This window comes from Clostridium sp. CAG:265, from assembly GCF_000436575.1.
GTDB lineage: Bacteria > Bacillota > Clostridia > Clostridiales > Clostridiaceae > Clostridium > Clostridium lentum.
Genome location: NZ_FR886605.1, coordinates 25,863 through 45,391 on the forward strand (window position 1 = coordinate 25,863; position 19,529 = coordinate 45,391).

Below are 19,529 nucleotides of genomic sequence, written 5' to 3' on the forward strand. Positions count from 1 at the left end.
TATAGAAAAAATTCTTTTTCTATTAATATCATTAAAATTGCTTTCAGAAATATTAAAACTTTCACCAGAATTTTTAATAAATACATCATCATGACTTAAAACAAGCTTATTATCCTTTGTCCTGCGAACATCAATCTCTATGTAGTCTGCTTTTTCTTCAATGGCAATATTAATGGCTTCAATACTATTATCTCTTGCTTTTAATGAACTTCCTCTGTGAGCTGTTATAAAAACCCTATGCTTTTCACAATTTTTTTCTTCAGAAAGAATTTTATGTTCTAACAAATTATAAGAAAAAATAAATATAAATACTATTATTAAACGCCTAAAAAATTTAAAGTACATCTTATCACCTTCTTTAACTTTAAAAAAGGGATTCTAAGAAAACTTCTTAAAATCCCCCTTCCTATATTATATATTTTTAATGATTAATTAATTCTCCCTTAGTATTAATGCCCATATTTTGAATAATTATTAGCTCTTTCAACTTAAGCTTAAAATATTATAGTAACTCTTTCCTTAACTCCATTAATTTATCTATATATTCTTCACAAGCACAAAAAAATTAACTTTAATAATTATTATTTAACACATCAAAATTAATAGATGTACCTAGTAATAATATTATTACTGCAATTAAGTTTTTATAAGCTTTTTCAATATCTTTTGGTTGAGAATTGCTATTATTTTTCACAGTATTATATGCATCCCAAAGAATCCCAACAAATATAGCAGTAACTATTAAATATATTAAATTAGATTTTCTAGGACTATCACTTAAATCCTCCATATTTTCTGTAAAATTAGTATTATTTATATTATCTAAAATTACATTTCTTTGCCAAAAAAGATATTCTATATTAATTATAACTCCATAAAGAATTAAAAATACAGCCCATATTGATATGTTAACAATATATAATTCTTTGTATATTTCTCCTTGCTCTTGATTTGAGTTATTATTTTCAATATTGCTTGATTTACTTTTAAATGATTTCTTTTTATCTTTCATAATAAACCTATTAAATTAACTCCTAGTTTATATTTAATATATGCACTTAATGCTTTATTCGTAATAAAAATAAATTTTTCTACAATACATATACCTTAAAACCGTATATTTATGCAACCACTTTGCATTTTTTATTATATTTTTGTATTTTTTTATATTTTTTATTTTAATTTAATATATTTATTCGACATTTTCATATTTGTTTTTAAATATTGTAATTATTTTACATGGATTTTTATTTATTTTATTTGTATAATAAAAAAACAAGTATATAATAAAGAAAGGAATAGATAATTATGTCATTAATTGGAATTTTAATTATTATAGTAGGCTTTGCACTAAAACTTGATACAATAGCAGTTGTTGTTTCTGCTGGTGTAGTTACAGGATTAGTTGCAGATATGAGTATTTCAGAAATACTTTCTACTTTAGGAACAGCATTTATTAACAATAGAACAACATGTCTTTTTATGTTAACTTTACCTGTAATAGGATTATGTGAAAGATATGGATTAAAAGCAAAAGCTATAGACCTTATAAAAAAAGCAAAAGGGTTATCTACTGGTGCATTATTAAGTGGATATACATTTATAAGAGAAGCTTCTATTGGTATGGGAGTAACACTTGGAGGACATCCTCAATTTGTAAGACCTCTTATTAATCCAATGGCTGAAGGTGCATCTATAGCTAAATATGGAAATTTAGATGAAAAAGATATTGATAAAATTAAAGCTTATTCAGCAGCTTCTGATAATATAGGTAACTTCTTTGGTCAAAATGTCTTTATGGCAAGCTCTGGAGTTCTTCTAATTTCAGGTACTTTAGAATCACTAGGCTATAATGTAGATACTTTACAAATAGCTAAAGCTTCACTTCCAATTGCATTAGCAGCATTTGCACTTTGTATTTTACAAAACTATCTTCTTGATAATAGTCTAAAAAGAAAGTACAACAAAAAATAATAGTTAGGAGGAAAAAGCTACATGGACATAACAAAATTGTCAAATACATTACTAGAAATATTTTATATCATGATAGGGCTATACATGGCTACTACAATGGTATTTACTTTAAAAGATAAAAATCATAAAACTAGAATAGGTACAGCTCTTTTTTGGGGTATAGTATCTGCAATTTTTATATTTGGTAAGTTGCTACCTCCTGCAGTAGTTGGTACACTTATTATTGTAATAGCAATATTATCTGCTTTAAAACAAATAAACATAGGAACTTTAAAACAACTTGATACTACATTTGCTCAATTAAAAGCTGATAAATTAGGTTTAAAAATATTTATACCTTCATTAGCTATTGCTTTTGTTGCTATGGCTATAGCACAATTCACTAAATTATCTGGTACAGTTGCTATCGGTATCGCTGCTGTTGTTGCATTATTATTAACATTTGCATTTACTAAAGCTAAGCCAATAGAATACATTGAAGATAGTAACAGAATGTTCCAATCTGTAGGTGTATTTGCTATATTACCTCAACTTCTAGCTTCACTTGGTGCTTTATTTACAGCTGCTGGAGTTGGTGATGTTATTTCTAATATAATTTCTGGTGTTATACCTGATGGAAACAGATTAGCTGGTGTTATTGCTTACTGTGTTGGTATGGCTTTATTCACTGCTATCATGGGTAATGGATTTGCTGCCTTTTCAGTTATTACTGTAGGTATAGGTGTTCCTTTTGTATTTGCTCAAGGTGGAGATCCTATTGTTTGTTCAGCTCTAGCATTAACATCTGGGTTCTGTGGAACATTATTAACACCAATGGCTGCTAACTTTAATATGTTACCAGCAGTATTACTTGAAATGAAAGATAAGAATTTAGTTATTAAAGCTCAAGCTCCTTTTGCTATTGCTTTATTAACTATTCATATATTATTAATGTATTTTTTAGGATTTTAAGGAGTGATATATAATGAAAGTATTAATAACAGGTTTTGATCCCTTTGGAGGAGAAAGTGTTAATCCTGCTTTAGAAGCAGTTAAAGCATTACCTGATACAATTGCAGGTGCAGAAATAATAAAACTTGAAATACCTACTGTTTTTAGAAAATCATTAGAAAAAATTGAAGAAAACATAATAAAACACAGCCCTGATATCGTAATATCAATTGGCCAAGCAGGTGGAAGATTTGGTGTTACGCCAGAAAGAGTTGCTATAAATATTGATGATGCTAGAATTGAAGATAATGAAAAAAATCAACCAATTGATATAACTATATTTGAAGATGGAGAAACGGCATATTTTACTAACCTTCCTATTAAGGCAATGGTAAAAGAAATGCAAGATGGAGGAATTCCTGCTTCTGTTTCAAATACAGCTGGTACATTTGTATGTAATCACGTTATGTACGGTATAATGTATATGATAGATAAAAAATATCCTAATATAAAAGGTGGATTTATCCATGTACCATATATACCTTCTCAAGTAGTTACTAAGCCTAACATGCCTTCTATGTCAGCATCTGATATAACAAAAGGTCTAGAATTATCTATCAAAGCTGCTGTAGAAAACAAAGAAGATGTTAAAGCTGTTGGAGGCGAAATCTGCTAATGGAACAATATAACCTTTTTGTATATGGAAGCTTAAGGCCAAACTTCTTTAACTTTGAAAAATATTTAGAAGGAAAAACACTTGATATAAAGCCTGCAGTTTTAAAAAATATGGATTTATATCATATGCCTTACAAAGGCTATCCTGCAATTACTAAAGGTACTGGTGTAGTTGTTGGTGAAATAATTACTGTTAAAGATTATGATTCTACAGTAAAAGCAATTGACATCATGGAAGGATTTTTAGGAGAAAATAATCCTAATAATGAATATCATAAAATTCTTTTAGAAGTTAATCATTTAAATTCTAATAAAAAAGAAAAATGTTATACATATTTCTACAACGCTGATATTGATAAAGACTTTAATGAAAAAGCAGTCTTTATCAGTGATGGTGACTGGAAAAACTATATGTTAAATATAAATAAAGACTCTGCTAAATAAGCAGAGTCTTTATTTATATTTAATAATTTATTATTAACTTTTAGTCTTCATATTTTATTTTAATAAATTTATCTATTTCTTCTGCCACAAGTTTTGCATGTGCTGCAGCTCTAACTACAGTATCTGCCCCTGTAACAACATCCCCTGATGCAAACACACCTTCTTTTGTGGTATGCCCACTTTTATCAGTTATTAATAATCCCCATTTATTTATTTCAAGGCCAGTGGTATTGGATACTATATTATTTCTTGCCGCTTGGCTAATAGCTATAATAACAGAATCACATTCAAATAAACCTTCTGTACCTTCTTTATTTACTGTTATAATTTTACCATTATCATCTTCTGCATTTTCTGTTTCTATGTATTTAACACCTTCCTCTGTAATTTCCAGTGGTGCTTTAAATAATTCAAACTTTACGCCATCTTCCTTGGCTTCTTCTAGTTCAGCCTTAGTACATGTCATATTTTCAAAGCCTTTTCTATATAATACATATACTTCATCTGCTCCGCTTCTCTTTGCAGTCCTTGCTGCATCCATTGCTACATTTCCAGCACCAATTACAGCAACCTTTTTACCTAATCTATATACAGATGGAGATTTTAAATAATCTATGGCATAATGTACATTTCCTAAACTTTCCCCTTTTATATTTAACGGCTTAGGATTCCAAAGCCCTGTACCAATAAATACAGCCTTATATCCATCAGTTAATAATTTGTCAACTGTGATTACCGGTCCTATAAGTGTATTAGGCCTAATTACCACTCCAAGCTCTAAAAGCTTTTCCTCATATTTATCTATAGTCTCATTAGGAAGTCTATATTCAGGTATTCCATATCTTAATACTCCACCTATTTTTTCATGAGCATCAAAAATAGTGATCTTATATCCTTTTCTAGCTAAAATAAATGCTAATGTAATACCAGCAGGGCCACCACCTATAATAGCAACACTATGTTTATTTTTTGGAAGGTTCTCAAAATGAATTTTATCTAGATATTCATTTGATATAAGCTCTTCCATCTCACAAAATCTCACTGGTTCACTTTTAATTCCTCTTATACAATTACCTTTACATTGATCTTCATGAGGACATACTACTGAACAAATAGCTGATAATGGATTATTTTCAAAAAGCATTTCTCCTGCTTCATTAATTTTCCCTTCTTTAAATAAAGAAATAACTTGTGGTATTGGTGTATCAATTGGACAATTTGCCCTACATCTTGGGTTCTTACATAAGAAACATCTATCAGCATCTAATAATAATTCTTTCATTAACTTCTCCCCTTTATCTTAAAGTACTTATTGCTATATCAATCTATTAGATATCATTACTTAAATAATTTATATATTTTATTAAATTTAAGCATTATTTACTAAACACACCAAATACGTATTTCTTAAATTCTTCAAATGTACCCTTTTCTATTGATACTCCTCTATGTATTTTGCCAGTTGCAAAATTATATTCAGCAACACCATAATTAAACATTGCACTTGTAATAATAAAGTTAGTATCATAATATCTATAATTTGCTTTATTGTCCATTGCAACCATGCATATATCAACTAAATCCTGAGAATCTCTAAGATATCCTGCCTTATTCATTTCTAAAATAAAGTATAGTAAATTATAAGCCCCTGCCAGTTCCACCATAGAATCCCCAGCTATATTATATAACTTATTTATATTATGGAAGTATTTAATACTTTGAAATTCAATAGTTTTATAATCTTCATTTATTTTTGCTTCTCTTAAATTTAATTCATTAATTCTATCTTTTATATATTCCCATGATGTTGTTTCTCTTATTGAGTTATTTTTTATAACATTTTGAAATTTTTCAAACATCTCTTCAGCATCATTTCCTTTGTGCATCAAAGTTCCATTTATATTAACTGTATATTCTCCATTTAAATATACTAAAGCTATTTTATTATCCATATATATACACTCCTATTTATTAATAATAATTATTATATCATATTTAATATTCTTATATATAGTATTTTCATCATAACTCTCCCATTCCCAATAATCATATTTTAATCTACTTCATATAATATTATTAAATCAATATATAAAAGTGATAAAATGAGATACGTTCTAGATATAAAAAAATGTAAATTTATTGGAAAAGGACACGAAGGTCGTGTCTATCTCACACCGGAAGGATTTGCTTTAAAAATATTTTATAAAACCAAAAATGCCCATGATGAAGTAGAAATTTTAGAAAAAGTTAAAAATAGTCGCTTCTTTCCTAATGTTCTATTTATAGCAAACAAAATGGTTCTTAGAGAATATATTTCTGGTGAAAATTTAGGAAATTATCTTTATAAGCATGGCTTATCGTATAATATTGCTGTTGAAATAATTGAGCTTGTAGAGGAATTTAAAAATTTAAATTTTACACGAATTAATATTAGAAGCGCGCATATTTTCATTGATAGCAATGAAAAAATTAAAGTTATAGACCCAAGAAAACCATATATAAAAAACACACCTTATCCTAAAGATATCATTCATGTACTTGTAAAACTTAAACTTTTTGATGATTTTCTAAAATATGTAGCTGAATATAAACCTTCTCTCTTAAAATATTGGTCATTAGGATATGACTATTATATTAAAATGTCTAAGAAGAAATATTTTATCAAATTAAAGATATGTTAATTTGCTGGTAAAAGCAAAACAGCTAGTCAGTAAAACTAGCTGTTTTAAATATCCTTGAAAGAAATTTACATATATCTTAAAATATATTTATAACCAAATTTTACAAGGAGGTTTTATTTTGACTTTACCTTATTATGAAAAACTACCCTGTGGTGGAATTCTCACAATCGTTAATAATAAGTGGTTTATCCAATATTCATTCCTTCCTCTTGACCCCAACGGTGGTAATATATCAATTATCATAAAAAGTACAGATATAGACAATCATCTTATAGCCCTTCGTAATAATTTTGAACTTTTCAAATCCATAGAACATAACTGTGATGAATGTATTTATGGCATACCTGCTTATATGAATATGACCATTAATGTTCATGGTCCTTCTAAAGGAGTATGTTTAGAAGGATATTATCGTCCTATTTCCACCGAAAAAGAATTCCAATTAGTAAAAGACTCTTTTCTTTATGCAAAGGAAAAAGCCATGGAATTATTAAAGAATAAATCCACAAATTAAAAATCCTGCTAAGCTTACTGCACTTGCAATCAGTGCATATGGAATTTGACTTAGTGCATGATCCATATTATCAATACTGCATGAACTAGATGTTAATACTGTAGCGTCTGAGTAGAAACAAGCATGACTACCTAATGCTCCTCCAGATAATACTGCTGCCATTACTAAAACTAAGTTAGCACCTAATGATGCTCCAAGTGGAAGAATAATTGGTACGCATACTGCTGGTATGCCCCAGTTGCTTCCTGTAATAAATGTAAGTAATGCAACCACAATAAATGATACTGCCGGGAAAATATCTCCATTTAAATATGGAGCAACTGTTTCTATTACATAGTTAGGCAACCCTATATCATTAGCTGCTTGCTGCATAACAAAGGCCATAAACACAATGGCTATTGTTGGCACCATGTCACAGAATCCTCTTATATAAATATCACAAAATTCATCAAATGTCATTTTCTTTCTTGGTACATATAGTACAAGACACACAAACAGTGCTGCTATAACAGATATAAATAAATCTCCGCTAATTATTGTCATACCAATTAACACACCCATTGGTAATAAAAAGTCAATAAGCTTTCCTTCTCCATTTGCATATTCATCAAGCAAATCCGAATTAAACTTACTACTAGTTTCACCATAAACTTTTCCCGTTGTTTCCACTCTCTTATAAGCGTCTTTCATTTTACCAATTTTAGGTATTATCCCTAAAATGAAAAGTGGCACTATAATAACTGATGCCCATGCATAAAAAGTAAATGGAATAACTTTAAGATATGTAGCTATATCACTTCCATAATTTAATGCTGCAACAGCAGGCTCTTTTCCAAAAACACTGGCATAAAATATTGCCCATGTTGAAAATGGTAATAATACACAAACTGGTGCTCCTGTAGAATCTATTATATACGCTAATGATTCTCTTGGAACTTTTTTCTTATCACTTATATTTTTCATACATGCCCCTAAGGTCATGATGTTTAAGTATTCATCAACAAAAATTAAAATCCCTAATATCCAGGTTGTAATCAATGTACTTTTTTGGGTTTTACAATATCTTTCTAACTTTCCTGCAAACCCTAATGTTCCTTTAGACTTTCTAAGTAATGCAATTAAACTCCCAAATAAACCACATACAATTAATACCCATTGATTATCTGGATTACCAGCAGCTGTAAAAAAGGCCTCAGACCATTTACTACCGAACCCAAACCCGTACATTATTATATAGGTTGATAATGTTCCTAATAATAATGCTTCTAATGTTTTTTTTGTTAATAAAGCAAAGATTATAACAATCAATGCTGGTAAAATACTTAATACACCGTATTCCACTTATCATTCCCCTTCCGTTTTATAAAATTATATTTTAGTACTTTATTTAAAGCCCTATTAAGTATACATTAGTACTACAATAAAATATATAAAAAAAATTAATTTTTTTATATATTTTCTGTTTTTTACATACTTATATAAATATATCTATATTTTTTATCATACAATAAATGTTATAATCTAAATGTAGATAGCAAACTTATGAAAATACTATATTATAGATGAGGTAATAATATGAAAAATTTAAAAATTTACTTTACTTCTGACATGCATGGATATATTTATCCTACTAATTATGTTGATAGAAGTGAAAAAAACATTGGACTTTTAAACATAATGTCAAATTTTAAAAAGGATGATAATACTCTAATAATTGATTGTGGTGATACTATTCAAGGTTCTCCTTTTACAAACTATTTAAGTAATAATGATTTCACTACTCATCCAATAGCAGACATAATGAATGCTGCTGGCTATGATTATATAACTTTAGGAAACCATGATTTTAATTATGGTCTTACTTATTTAAATAAATATCTCCATACATTAAAAGCTAAATGCTTATGTGCAAACATAGTGGATAAAACTGGACAGCTTCCTATATTACCATACGATATTAAAACATTAGGTAATGGTTTAAGAGTTGGTATAATCGGTATTACAACAGATTTTATAAATAGATGGGAACGTGCTGAAAATATTGAAAATCTAACAATTAGTACTACATATAAAGCTGTTTCATATTATTTTGATGAAGTAAAATCTTCTTGTGACGTACTTATTGGTATTTATCATGGTGGCTTTGAGTATGACTTAGAAACACATAAACAGCTTACTAAAACATCAGAAAATATAGCCTATAAATTATGTGAAGATTTTTCTTTTGATATTCTCCTAACAGGCCATCAACATATGTCTATCGCTGGGCAGACACTTCATGGCACTCATATAGCTCAAACGCCTTTTAATGGAACTAAGTATCTAGAATTAGATCTTACATTACAAAATGATGGAATAAAAACTATTGAATCATCTTTAAAAGATGTATCTATAAATCCACAAAAAGAAATGTATGAAAAATATCTTCCATTGGAAGAAAAAATTCAAGAATGGCTTGATACACCAGTTGGCTTCCTAAACAAAGAATTAATGCCTTCATCACACTTAGAAATGGCTCTAAATGGTTCAGAACTAGCTAATTTTATTAATCAAATTCAAATTGCTGAAAGCGGAGCTGATATTTCTTGTACTTCTTTTTCTAACGAAATAAAAGGCTTTAATAAAAATGTTACTGTAAGAGATATAATGTCTACTTATAAATTTCCAAACACCCTTGCAGTTTTAGAAGTAAATAGAAAATACTTAAAATTAGCTTTAGAAAGATGTGCTAGCTACTTCCATATAGATAATGAAACTATTTCAATCTCAAATAGGTTTCTAAAGCCTAAAGTGCAACATTATAATTATGATTATTTTAATAATATTGAATATACTTTTGATTTAAGAAAACCTGTAGGTTCAAGAGTAACTTCTATAAAATTTAAAGGCCAAGAGCTATCTGATAATACATCATTATCACTTGTAATGAATAATTATAGGGCTACAGGTGCTGGTGGCTATGAATTCTTAACGGAATGTGCTATGATAAAAGAAATACAATGCGAAATGCCTGAAGTAATAATTAATTACTTTAGAAAGCATACAAATGTTCAAGTAGACTGCACTAAATATATAAATGTTGTTTACTAAAAAAACTATACTTATAAAAATAAACCTATAGTTGAAAATAAATTCAACTATAGGTTTTAAATTAATTTATGCTCTTTTTCCTTTTTATAATTTTAACTCCAACTGCAACCATTACTAGAGCTGAAGCTAATATTATTACATGAGCTTCACTTCCAGTATTAACTAAAGATTTATTATTCTTATTAATGCCTTCATTTTTATTGTCTGCTCCAGGTTTGTTATTTCCTGGTTTGTTATCTCCAGGTTTATTATTTCCTGGCTTATTGTTTTCATCTTGATTATTGTCATCTTGACCAGGTTCTTTTTGTTCTTCTTTTCTTAAATTATCCATAATATTTTTTAAATTTTGCTCTGCATTGTCAATTATTTCTTGTGTTACTGTTGGATTTTCTGAAACTGCATTCTCATACACTTCTTCTGCTTCATTTAATGCAGCAATTAGCTTTTCTCTATCTTCTTCAACTATTTCATCAAATTCATCACTATATACTATTACTTTTGCATTTTTAATAGTATTAAATAAATTTTCAGTAACTAGTGGAATATATTCTTCTAATTTTACATTATCTATATTTATTGAATGTTCATCAGTAATTTGTGTTCCATTAACAGCTCCCATAGCTATACTGAAAATTGAATTTTCATCACTTTCTTCTGTCATTTCAAAAATTACTTGATATTTATTGTATTCACCTTTTAACTCAACTATTTCATTAGGAGAATATGGTCTCCAGTCGTTATCACTGCTTCCATCTCTTTGAATAGTAAACATTATTGATCTATCAATTGTACTTTTTGCATCAAGAGATAATACATACTTCTTTCCTTTTTCTAGTTTTACATTACTTTGCTTAAGTTGTATTTTCCAATCAGCATCACCAGTATCTTGAATATCTATTCTTGCTGAAGGATCACCTGTAGAGTTATCTATTGAAGATGATACTTTAGATGATACACTGCTATCTGCAAATAACTCCCACTTAGCAAATCCATTGCCGAAATCTCCATTTGTGATTAAACCTGTTTCTTTAATTCTAACATTATCAATATAAGTTACTCCATAAGCACCTAATAATAATTCTAAATTTGAATTATTTAAAACTTCTCCTGTTTTAAATTTATATTTGAAGTTAGTCTTTTCTGTAGTAATATTTGCTTCAAAGCTTTCACCATTAATTTGCGCCTTAATAGTTTTATCTTCTTCGCCATAAGCATCAAATGAAAGAGTATATTCTTTATTTTTTGCTATAGCAAGGTCTGTTTGCTTAACTATTACATCACTTAATGATGCTGGATTTTCTTTAACATCTACTTTTAGCTCTCTTGAATTATTGATATTTGGTACACCAATAGAAACATTATCTATTGTAGATTCTATATCCCAATATTTCATACGGTCTTGTCCTACATCAAATGTACCATTATATACATAGTTTCCATCCGGAAGAACTGTTTTTTTATTGTTATCTTCTGCTTCATGTTGACCTATTTTTTCTAATCTAACATTACTTATTTCAATAGTAGCTAATGATCCTTGATTACCATAGCTAAATTCTACTCTACCATTAGCCTCATCAATGTCTTTCATAATAAAATCATAAGAATAGCTTTGTAATTCATTTGTAAGATTAACTACTGTATCTTCAAATTGTCTCACATATCCTCTATCTGGTGAAGTAACATTTACTATCATTGTTCTATCTTCATCTGCTCTTGCATCAAAAGTAAGTCTATATTCACCATATTGCTTTAAAGGTAATTGAGGTTGAACTAATTGTAATGAGTAATTTTCCTTTCCTACTTCTTCAGTAGTAAGAATAATTTTATTATTTTCAATTATGCTTTCTCCTCTTCCACCAAGAGTTGTAAGTTTAATCCAACCTTCATTATCAGTTAAATCTTCATTTACAGAGAAATCTCCATTATTAATATAGTTTCCAGTAGCATCTGGATCTCTTAAGTCAACTGGCTCTTTTTCTGGCTTAGTAACATTTTCATCATAGTTATCTAATTGATAAACCTTAACATAATCAACCTTAAGTTCAGCATTTTCAAAATCAGTAGTTTCATCTGGATTACCTGGCCAATTTCCACCAACTGCTAAATTAAATTGAAGATAAAATGGTTGATCAAAAGGTGCTGGATATGTTTTCTCATCATCACCTTCTTGCTTAGTATACCAATCATTCACTGTATGATATAAGTTTCCATCTATATAGAAACGCATTTCACTTGGTTCCCACTCCACTGAAAATACATGATAATCATCAGCAAATGTAGTTCCATCTAAAATATAAGTCCCTTGCTGCTCTCTATGTGGATTACCATAATGTATTGTTCCATAAGCTTTTTCTGGCTCATGTCCTAATACCTCCATAATATCTATTTCACCACATCTTGGCCAAGAACCATAAAGATTCTCATCTGTTGGCATCATCCAAAAGGCTGGCCATAACCCTTGTCCTTCTGGAACTTTTAATCTAGCTTCAAAACGACCATATTTATAATCTCGTTTATTTTGAGTTGTTACTTTCCCTGAAGTATATTTAACACCATCTTCAGTTTCATCTTTGATGGCTTTAAGAACTAGCTCTCCATCTTTTACATAAATATTATCTGTAGAGTCAGTATACTCTTGTAATTCATTGTTTACCCATCCTGGTTCATGTGTTTCATAATTCCAGTCTTCCATATTTAATGAATCACCATCAAAATTATCTTCCCACACTAGTTTCCAGTCTTCACTAGTTTCTTTCATAAACTCAATATTACTATCAGCATATACATTACTAACATTAACCATATTACTCATCATACTTGTTACTAAAGTGCCAACTAACACATTACAAATCTTTTTCTTCATTCTATCCTCCTATTATAGTTATTATTCTTTAATTTTTATTACATTGGATCATAAGATACCCAATCATAGTACGCTTTAATTGGCGTAGCACCATTGAATCTGCCAAGCCATGAATCTACATTTTTTCCTGGCCATAAATTCATCATTATTTTTCCTGGATGTGATGGAATATTATCATATGCTCTATAAACTTCCTTACCATCAACTAACCATGCAATGTAATTTGGCTGCCAATTAAAAGCATAAGTATGAAAACTTTGTGATGCATCAAAACCTAAATCATAAAGATATTCATGGTTTCCTACACCATTTGTATAATAATTAAACTGTACCTTAGTAGTGTCTTTACCTAAAAACTCTATATCTATTTCATCCCATGGGCTATTATCAGTTGGTCCTATATAAGTGAAAAATGAAGAAACTACTCCTGTATTTTTCGCTGGCTTCATTCTAACTTGATAAAGTCCATATCCATAAGTATCATTACTTCTATATTCCCCACCAGCATATTGTGAAACACCACCTTGATAATCTCTAGTTATTGCCAATTCCATAGTTCCATTATAAAAATTAACGTTTTGTCCTCTCCATGTGCAATCAAACATACCTCCATTGGACCATCCATCTGATTTGCTCCAATCTCTTGAGTTCATATAACTAAGTCCATCTCCAAAATGACTAGTTGTTAATGCTGAAACTTGAGTTGATAATAATGTTCCTGCTAATAAAATACCTGTAATAATTTTTGATAATTTTATTTTCATATTATTCACTCCTTTAAAAATATACCTCTAATAGAAAATGTTTACATTAAGAATAAAATAAATTGATAAATATTATTATTTATCAATTTATTTTATAGAGTTTTAGATTAAAAGTTCTTAGCCTTTTAACTCTTTATACATTTCTATCATTTCTTCAGCTAAAGATTTAATAACTTCTGCACTCATCATTTGATCTTCTGCATGCATAAGCATTAATGAAAATTCTGTCTTTTCTCCTGCTGCTTCCTTTTGTATTAATGAAGTATGTGCATGATGCCCTTCCGTAAGATATTTCGCTGCTTCAGATAATCTCTCTTCACCTTCTGCATAGTTACCACTTCTTACTACTCTTAATGCCTCAATAGCTAATGATTTAGCCATACCAACATTACTAATTATCTCAAATGCTATTAATTCTAATCCTTCCATTACTTACAACTCCTACTTTAATTTTTAAATAGTTACAGTATCTTTACTATTACTTAACTCATGTTTTCTTCTGTCTTCTTCTGCTTTTACTTCTGCTTTACTAGCAGCAATTACAAATGGTGCATACATCAATACACTAACAGCAAGAGAAACAAATCCCATTATTAATGCTAATATATTTCCACCTGTGCCTAAGAATGGTGCTAATGGTCCTGGTGTTGTCCAAGGTACTTGGAAAGCAATTGGTGGTATGATTTTAAATACAGCTATTGATAAATAACCAATCATTTCACCTACTAATGGCGTTAAAATAAATGGTATCATGTATATTGGGTTTAATACTATTGGTAATCCAAAGATAACCATTTCATTTATATTGAATAATCCTGGTGCAAATGAAAGTTTAGCAATACTCTTATGTTCTTTTGCTTTACTAAATAAGAATAGAGCAATTATTAAACCTAATGTTGCTCCTGATCCACCGTATGCTCCAAATCCATCATATAAAGCATTGAATGTTACTGGATAAGGTGCTCCCCATGCAGTTCCATTTGCTGCAGCATATGAAAGGTTAGCATTAGTTACTTCTGAGAACATAGTATCACGTACAGCCGCAATAGTATTTGGTCCATGGATACCCATAACCCAAAGTGTTTGAGATATTAATGTTAATATTAAAACTGATCCTACATTTTGTGATAATTTAGTTAATGGTTGTTGAATTACATTGTAAATTATTTCGTTCAATCCACCTGGTGCAATTTTCTTAATAAAGAAGTTTACAAAAGTGAATGAAACTGTTGTTATTATTATAGGTACTAATAACTTAAAGGTTCTAGCTACTGCTGGTGGTACTTGCTCTGGCATTTTGATTTCTAACTTATTAGATTTTGATAAAGCTGACATTAGTTCACCAACTAATAAACCAACTATTATTGCAACAAATAGACCTTGTGGCCCAAAAAATTGAGTTGCTAAATGCTTTGCGCCTTCTACATTTACATAATCAGGATATATTATAAAATAAACAGATACTGCTGTTAATCCTGATAATAAATCATCAGATTTAAGCTGTTTAGCTAAATTTCTTGCAATCAAGAATGTTACTAATATTGCAAGAATATCTGTTGATCCTTTTAATACTGGACTAAATATAGCTTGATATTCTGCAATATTGGGAAATATCTTTTGTAATCTTAACATCTTACAAACAAATCCATCTGGTGATAAAAATACTGAATTAATTAATACCATTAATGATCCAGCCATTGTTAATGGGAATGTTAATATAAATGCATCTCTTACTGCACAAATATGTCTTTGTGAATTCAACTTACTTGCTAACGGCACTAGAAATCTTTCAATTTGAGATTGAAATTTTTCCATAAAACTCATAATATACCCTTCTTTCATTCTTTATTAATTTTTTATTTTACTATTTAATTTTTTCTAATGTACTTATTAATATTGATTTTCCATCCATTATTCCATATAATCTCATATCGATTACGTCTACTGGTATTCTTCCACATGCTAATTTTTCCACTACTGGTTTTTGGAAACGTACTTGTGGTCCTAAAAGAACTATATCAACTTCATTAATTTTTGTTGAACATTCTGATACTGGTAATGCTTCAATTTCTACTTCCACATTCATATCTTGAGCTGCGCTCTTCATTTTATTAACTAATAAACTTGTTGACATTCCTGCTGAACATACTAATAATATTTTTTTCATAATTAATCACCTCATAAATTTTTTTATTATAATATTTTTATAATTCTTCTCCATTAGTTTCTATTACTTTCTTATACCAATAGAAACTTTTCTTTTTAATTCTTTTTAATTCTTTGATTTCTTTTTCATCTCTATCTATATATATAAAACCATAACGTTTTTGATATCCATTTAACCAACTTAATAAATCTGTAAATGACCATGTACAATATCCTAACAATTCAACACCATCTGTGATAGCTTCTTTACAAGCTCTAACATGATTGCTTAAATATTTTATTCTGTAATCATCATTTACAACTTCATTTTCTTCTAATTTATCAAATTCACCTAAACCATTTTCAGTAATTAAAATAGGTAACCCATATCTACTTGTTAATCTTCTTAATCCTATTCTTAATCCTTCAGGATCTATTGCCCAATCCCAATTTGTATATTCTAAATATTGATTTTTAATATTTTTAAATACTCCTGGTATACCACTGTCTTGTGCTGTTCCCTTTTTACCAGTGTTATTCATTCCTTCTACAGCACCTACACCATCTAATCCATTTTTTTCAATTGTTGTTGTTTGATAGTAATTTATTCCAATGAAATCAGGTTTTGCTCTTTCTAATAATTCTAAATCACCATCTTCAATCACTGGTGCTACTCCTAATTTTTCATAATACTTCATTGCAAATGCTGGATATATACCTTTACAATAAACATCAAGCCACCAGTTATTATTTAATTCTTCTGCATTTTCTGCTGCTATAACATCCTCTGGATTACATGTATTTGCATATATTGGTGAGAATGCAAAGCTTGGACCAATCATTCCATTTGGTACATAAGCTCTAAAAGATTCAATAACTTTTGCATTAGCTAAGTTTGCAATATGATTAGCTTGTAACATTCTCTTTAAATCTTTAACTCCTGGTGGATGTAATGCTGTCATGTATCCTAAATTTATAAATACATTTTGTTCATTTAAACTTACCCAATATTTAACTTTATCACCAAATCTCTTAAATAACGTTATACAGTAATTGTTAAAATCATTTATTATTTCTCTTGATTCCCAACCACCATATAAGTCTTGTAAATATTGCGGTAAATCCCAATGATATAGTGTTATGATTGGTTTAATATTATTTTTTATAAGCTCGTTTATTAAATCTTCATAAAACTTTAAACCAGCTTCATTTACTTCTCCACGACCTTTAGGATATATTCTAGTCCATGCTATTGAAAATCTATATGCCTTTAATCCCATCTCAGCCATTAAAGCTACATCTTCTTTGTACCTATTATAGTGATCAACAGCTACATCACCGTTAGTACCTTTATATGTTTTTCCAGGTAGCTTAGTATATACATCCCAGATACTTTCTCCTTTTCCATCTTGGTTCCATGCTCCTTCTACTTGATAAGCTGCAGAGGCAGATCCCCACAAGAATCCATCACTAAATTTTTCTAACTTTTCATAAATCATTAAATCATCTCTCCTTGTTTCACTTCATGAATTTAGTATATAATACATTTTCTGGTTTGTAATCATTTTCTAAAGCAAAAAAAACATGTTCCACCTTTAAAAAATACATACAAAAATAAAACAAGGTGTTTTTTAAAAAACACTAAAAATATATAAATAAAAGGCACATATACACTCAAAAAATTGAGTCTATATGTGCTTTCTTACTCTATACCATATTCATTATATAGCTTTTTGCCAATCCTCTCTATCATATATAATACAGGAATTTGTGTTGTAATATCACTATAATTAACTTTAACTTGTTGCACATAATAAGGTAAATTTAAATCTGATATTTTAGCTATAGTACAATTTTCCGTATTTGTTATACTGGCAATTGTACAGTTTTCTTTTTTAAATCTAACAATATTTTCTATAGTAGTTGATGTTTCTCCTGATACTGATAAAGCTATTATGAGACACTCACCATAACATTTAAAATTCTTAGGGAAAAATGGATCATCAATATGAAAGGTAAACTTTCCAATAGCAGAAAAATATCTAGCTGCATATTTACACAGTATTCCTGAGGATCCTATTCCTAAAAATATAATACTATTAGCCGTTTTAAGCATATTACATAATGTATCTAATCTATTATCTAAATCACTGCCTTCAATATTTTTCAGAAAATTTATTATTTCTGATGTATCATCATTTACCTTTTTAATATTATTTTCTTCAATATACATTTTAAATTTGACTTTAAATTCTGAAAATCCTTCACAGTTCAATTTCTTGCAAAATCTCAATATTGTAGTTGTAGATACATGTGCTTCCTCTGCAAGTTCCCGTATTCTCATATATATTACTTTTTTACTGTTTTTCATAATATATTCATATAGGGATAATTCTAAGTTGTTTAAACTTTGTATCACTTCATATCTAAACATATCTTCACCTCAAGTTAGCTTCTTCTACTCTTTTGATTTAACTTTTCATTTATTTATACTAACTATTTTTTAATTGCATTTATTACTGCACCAAGTATATTTGCATCATTATTATACTTACATCTATCTATTTTAGTTGTAATAACATCACATTCGGTATGTCTAATACACTCTTCCCTATACTTCTCTTTAATCCTATTAATAAACCATTCTTCTTCAGATATTCCTCCACCTATACAAATAACTTCTGGATTATAGAAAACTGTAATAGTTATCAACTGTACAAGTATATAATTTATCCACTGATCCACAGTTTCTTTTGCTGTATTATCTCCTTCGAAATATTTATTACATACCTCATGTCCATATCTCACTTTAACGTTTTCATCAACTTTGTCATTATATATATTTATTAAAGCCGTCATTGATGCATAATCACCCATATTATCCATCTTTCCATTACTAAAATTTATAAATGGAAGCTTATGAAATTCACCAGCAAAAGAGTCCTTTCCATATATCACTCCATTTTCATTACAAATACATCCACCTGTTCCTGTACCTAATATTAAAAATGCCGATGATTTGCTATCTTTTGCATTTCCTATTTCAAACTCACATAACCCTGCAGCTTTAGCATCATTTATTGCTGCAACTTTTTTATTTGTTCTATTTTGTATTTCATGAACTATATTAGTTCCATACATAATTCTTAAATTAGGTGCTGCATACGATCTAACATTAGCTTCTTCATCTATAACACCTGGAGCACTTATACCTATTACATCTATATCCTCAATCCCTCTCATGTTATGGCATATATAATCATAAAGCTCATCTTTTGTCTCAAACTTAATAGTTTCAACTTTCCATTTCTCCATAATTTTATACGATTCATCCACTAAAGCATATTTAATAAAAGTTCCTCCAATATCAATTCCTATTTTTTTCATTTCAAATCCCCCTTTAACCATATTTTACAAATTATACAATAACATATGTATTTAATAAATTA

At 28.9% G+C, this 19,529-nt stretch carries 20 protein-coding genes; 7 read left to right on the top strand and 13 right to left on the bottom strand.

Annotated elements, in window-relative coordinates; genetic code table 11:
- Positions 1–345, bottom strand: a 345-nt coding sequence (locus Q5O29_RS04915; protein WP_302631756.1) for a glycerophosphodiester phosphodiesterase, incomplete at its 3' end; no start/stop codon positions are given.
- Between the two features lie 226 nt (positions 346–571).
- Positions 572–1,012, bottom strand: a complete 441-nt coding sequence (locus Q5O29_RS04920; RefSeq protein WP_022211880.1) for a hypothetical protein — start codon at positions 1,010–1,012, stop codon at positions 572–574.
- Between the two features lie 296 nt (positions 1,013–1,308).
- Here Q5O29_RS04920 and Q5O29_RS04925 point away from each other — a divergent pair, with 296 nt between their 5' ends.
- From Q5O29_RS04925 to Q5O29_RS04940, 4 genes are read left to right on the top strand one after another with little or no spacing between them, the layout of a single operon-like run.
- On the top strand, positions 1,309–1,974 hold the full coding sequence (locus Q5O29_RS04925) for a DUF969 domain-containing protein (protein ID WP_022211881.1): 666 nt from the start codon (positions 1,309–1,311) through the stop codon (positions 1,972–1,974).
- Between the two features lie 21 nt (positions 1,975–1,995).
- Positions 1,996–2,925, top strand: a complete 930-nt coding sequence (locus Q5O29_RS04930) for a DUF979 domain-containing protein (protein WP_022211882.1) — start codon at positions 1,996–1,998, stop codon at positions 2,923–2,925.
- 13 nt (positions 2,926–2,938) lie between these two features.
- Complete coding sequence (gene pcp, locus Q5O29_RS04935) at positions 2,939–3,580, top strand: pyroglutamyl-peptidase I (protein WP_022211883.1); 642 nt, start codon at positions 2,939–2,941, stop codon at positions 3,578–3,580.
- Entirely contained in the window at positions 3,580–4,023 is a 444-nt protein-coding gene (locus tag Q5O29_RS04940) for a gamma-glutamylcyclotransferase family protein (RefSeq protein ID WP_022166363.1), read from the top strand. Before pcp ends, Q5O29_RS04940 begins: the two co-directional genes overlap by 1 nt.
- 40 nt (positions 4,024–4,063) lie before the next feature.
- Here Q5O29_RS04940 and Q5O29_RS04945 read toward each other — a convergent pair whose 3' ends face one another.
- Together Q5O29_RS04945 and Q5O29_RS04950 are read right to left on the bottom strand one after the other, a co-directional pair.
- Positions 4,064–5,305: an NAD(P)-dependent oxidoreductase gene (locus Q5O29_RS04945; protein ID WP_022211884.1), complete on the bottom strand. Its 1,242-nt coding sequence runs from the start codon at positions 5,303–5,305 to the stop codon at positions 4,064–4,066.
- Positions 5,306–5,399: 94 nt separating this feature from the next.
- Positions 5,400–5,975 carry a hypothetical protein gene (locus Q5O29_RS04950; protein ID WP_022211885.1) on the bottom strand — a complete coding sequence of 192 codons (576 nt, stop codon included), beginning with the start codon at positions 5,973–5,975 and terminating at the stop codon, positions 5,400–5,402.
- A 150-nt stretch (positions 5,976–6,125) separates the two neighbouring features.
- Between Q5O29_RS04950 and Q5O29_RS04955 the strand changes: the two genes are divergently transcribed.
- Together Q5O29_RS04955 and Q5O29_RS04960 are read left to right on the top strand one after the other, a co-directional pair.
- Positions 6,126–6,704, top strand: coding sequence for a hypothetical protein (locus Q5O29_RS04955; RefSeq protein WP_022211886.1), 579 nt, complete (start codon positions 6,126–6,128; stop codon positions 6,702–6,704).
- A 118-nt stretch (positions 6,705–6,822) separates the two neighbouring features.
- Positions 6,823–7,218, top strand: a complete 396-nt coding sequence (locus Q5O29_RS04960; RefSeq protein WP_022211887.1) for a hypothetical protein — start codon at positions 6,823–6,825, stop codon at positions 7,216–7,218.
- On the opposite strand, the gene Q5O29_RS04965 is transcribed toward Q5O29_RS04960, so the two are convergent.
- Entirely contained in the window at positions 7,195–8,559 is a 1,365-nt protein-coding gene (locus Q5O29_RS04965; RefSeq protein ID WP_022211888.1) for a Na+/H+ antiporter NhaC family protein, read from the bottom strand. The two genes, Q5O29_RS04960 and Q5O29_RS04965, sit on opposite strands and share 24 nt — an antisense overlap.
- Positions 8,560–8,793: 234 nt before the next feature.
- Here Q5O29_RS04965 and Q5O29_RS04970 point away from each other — a divergent pair, with 234 nt between their 5' ends.
- A complete protein-coding gene (locus Q5O29_RS04970) occupies positions 8,794–10,308 on the top strand; it encodes a bifunctional UDP-sugar hydrolase/5'-nucleotidase (protein WP_022211889.1) in 1,515 nt (504 codons plus the stop codon).
- Positions 10,309–10,369: 61 nt separating this feature from the next.
- Here Q5O29_RS04970 and Q5O29_RS04975 read toward each other — a convergent pair whose 3' ends face one another.
- From Q5O29_RS04975 to Q5O29_RS05010, 8 genes are all read right to left on the bottom strand, one after another.
- Positions 10,370–13,171 carry a family 16 glycosylhydrolase gene (locus tag Q5O29_RS04975; RefSeq protein ID WP_022211890.1) on the bottom strand — a complete coding sequence of 934 codons (2,802 nt, stop codon included), beginning with the start codon at positions 13,169–13,171 and terminating at the stop codon, positions 10,370–10,372.
- A 38-nt stretch (positions 13,172–13,209) separates the two neighbouring features.
- Positions 13,210–13,935: a glycoside hydrolase family 16 protein gene (locus Q5O29_RS04980; protein WP_022211891.1), complete on the bottom strand. Its 726-nt coding sequence runs from the start codon at positions 13,933–13,935 to the stop codon at positions 13,210–13,212.
- 117 nt (positions 13,936–14,052) lie between these two features.
- Positions 14,053–14,364, bottom strand: a complete 312-nt coding sequence (locus tag Q5O29_RS04985; protein WP_022211892.1) for a PTS lactose/cellobiose transporter subunit IIA — start codon at positions 14,362–14,364, stop codon at positions 14,053–14,055.
- Between the two features lie 24 nt (positions 14,365–14,388).
- Positions 14,389–15,759, bottom strand: coding sequence for a PTS sugar transporter subunit IIC (locus tag Q5O29_RS04990; protein WP_022211893.1), 1,371 nt, complete (start codon positions 15,757–15,759; stop codon positions 14,389–14,391).
- Between the two features lie 40 nt (positions 15,760–15,799).
- Entirely contained in the window at positions 15,800–16,102 is a 303-nt protein-coding gene (locus Q5O29_RS04995) for a PTS sugar transporter subunit IIB (RefSeq protein ID WP_022211894.1), read from the bottom strand.
- Between the two features lie 37 nt (positions 16,103–16,139).
- Entirely contained in the window at positions 16,140–17,579 is a 1,440-nt protein-coding gene (locus Q5O29_RS05000) for a glycoside hydrolase family 1 protein (RefSeq protein WP_022211895.1), read from the bottom strand.
- A 203-nt stretch (positions 17,580–17,782) separates the two neighbouring features.
- Entirely contained in the window at positions 17,783–18,514 is a 732-nt protein-coding gene (locus Q5O29_RS05005; protein ID WP_022211896.1) for a MurR/RpiR family transcriptional regulator, read from the bottom strand.
- Positions 18,515–18,576: 62 nt separating this feature from the next.
- A complete protein-coding gene (locus tag Q5O29_RS05010; RefSeq protein ID WP_022211897.1) occupies positions 18,577–19,467 on the bottom strand; it encodes an ROK family protein in 891 nt (296 codons plus the stop codon).
- Between the last annotated feature and the right edge of the window lie 62 nt (positions 19,468–19,529).

What these genes read in the sequence shown, in the direction of transcription:
- Q5O29_RS04920 (WP_022211880.1), bottom strand. Translation starts at nt 1,012, where the DNA reads ATGAAAGATAAAAAGAAATCATTTAAAAGTAAATCAAGCAATATTGAA.
- Q5O29_RS04925 (WP_022211881.1), top strand. Translation starts at nt 1,309, where the DNA reads ATGTCATTAATTGGAATTTTAATTATTATAGTAGGCTTTGCACTAAAA.
- Q5O29_RS04930 (WP_022211882.1), top strand. Translation starts at nt 1,996, where the DNA reads ATGGACATAACAAAATTGTCAAATACATTACTAGAAATATTTTATATC.
- pcp (WP_022211883.1), top strand. Translation starts at nt 2,939, where the DNA reads ATGAAAGTATTAATAACAGGTTTTGATCCCTTTGGAGGAGAAAGTGTT.
- Q5O29_RS04940 (WP_022166363.1), top strand. Translation starts at nt 3,580, where the DNA reads ATGGAACAATATAACCTTTTTGTATATGGAAGCTTAAGGCCAAACTTC.
- Q5O29_RS04945 (WP_022211884.1), bottom strand. Translation starts at nt 5,305, where the DNA reads ATGAAAGAATTATTATTAGATGCTGATAGATGTTTCTTATGTAAGAAC.
- Q5O29_RS04950 (WP_022211885.1), bottom strand. Translation starts at nt 5,975, where the DNA reads ATGGATAATAAAATAGCTTTAGTATATTTAAATGGAGAATATACAGTT.
- Q5O29_RS04955 (WP_022211886.1), top strand. Translation starts at nt 6,126, where the DNA reads ATGAGATACGTTCTAGATATAAAAAAATGTAAATTTATTGGAAAAGGA.
- Q5O29_RS04970 (WP_022211889.1), top strand. Translation starts at nt 8,794, where the DNA reads ATGAAAAATTTAAAAATTTACTTTACTTCTGACATGCATGGATATATT.
- Q5O29_RS04975 (WP_022211890.1), bottom strand. Translation starts at nt 13,171, where the DNA reads ATGAAGAAAAAGATTTGTAATGTGTTAGTTGGCACTTTAGTAACAAGT.
- Q5O29_RS04980 (WP_022211891.1), bottom strand. Translation starts at nt 13,935, where the DNA reads ATGAAAATAAAATTATCAAAAATTATTACAGGTATTTTATTAGCAGGA.
- Q5O29_RS04985 (WP_022211892.1), bottom strand. Translation starts at nt 14,364, where the DNA reads ATGGAAGGATTAGAATTAATAGCATTTGAGATAATTAGTAATGTTGGT.
- Q5O29_RS04990 (WP_022211893.1), bottom strand. Translation starts at nt 15,759, where the DNA reads ATGAGTTTTATGGAAAAATTTCAATCTCAAATTGAAAGATTTCTAGTG.
- Q5O29_RS04995 (WP_022211894.1), bottom strand. Translation starts at nt 16,102, where the DNA reads ATGAAAAAAATATTATTAGTATGTTCAGCAGGAATGTCAACAAGTTTA.
- Q5O29_RS05000 (WP_022211895.1), bottom strand. Translation starts at nt 17,579, where the DNA reads ATGATTTATGAAAAGTTAGAAAAATTTAGTGATGGATTCTTGTGGGGA.
- Q5O29_RS05005 (WP_022211896.1), bottom strand. Translation starts at nt 18,514, where the DNA reads ATGTTTAGATATGAAGTGATACAAAGTTTAAACAACTTAGAATTATCC.
- Q5O29_RS05010 (WP_022211897.1), bottom strand. Translation starts at nt 19,467, where the DNA reads ATGAAAAAAATAGGAATTGATATTGGAGGAACTTTTATTAAATATGCT.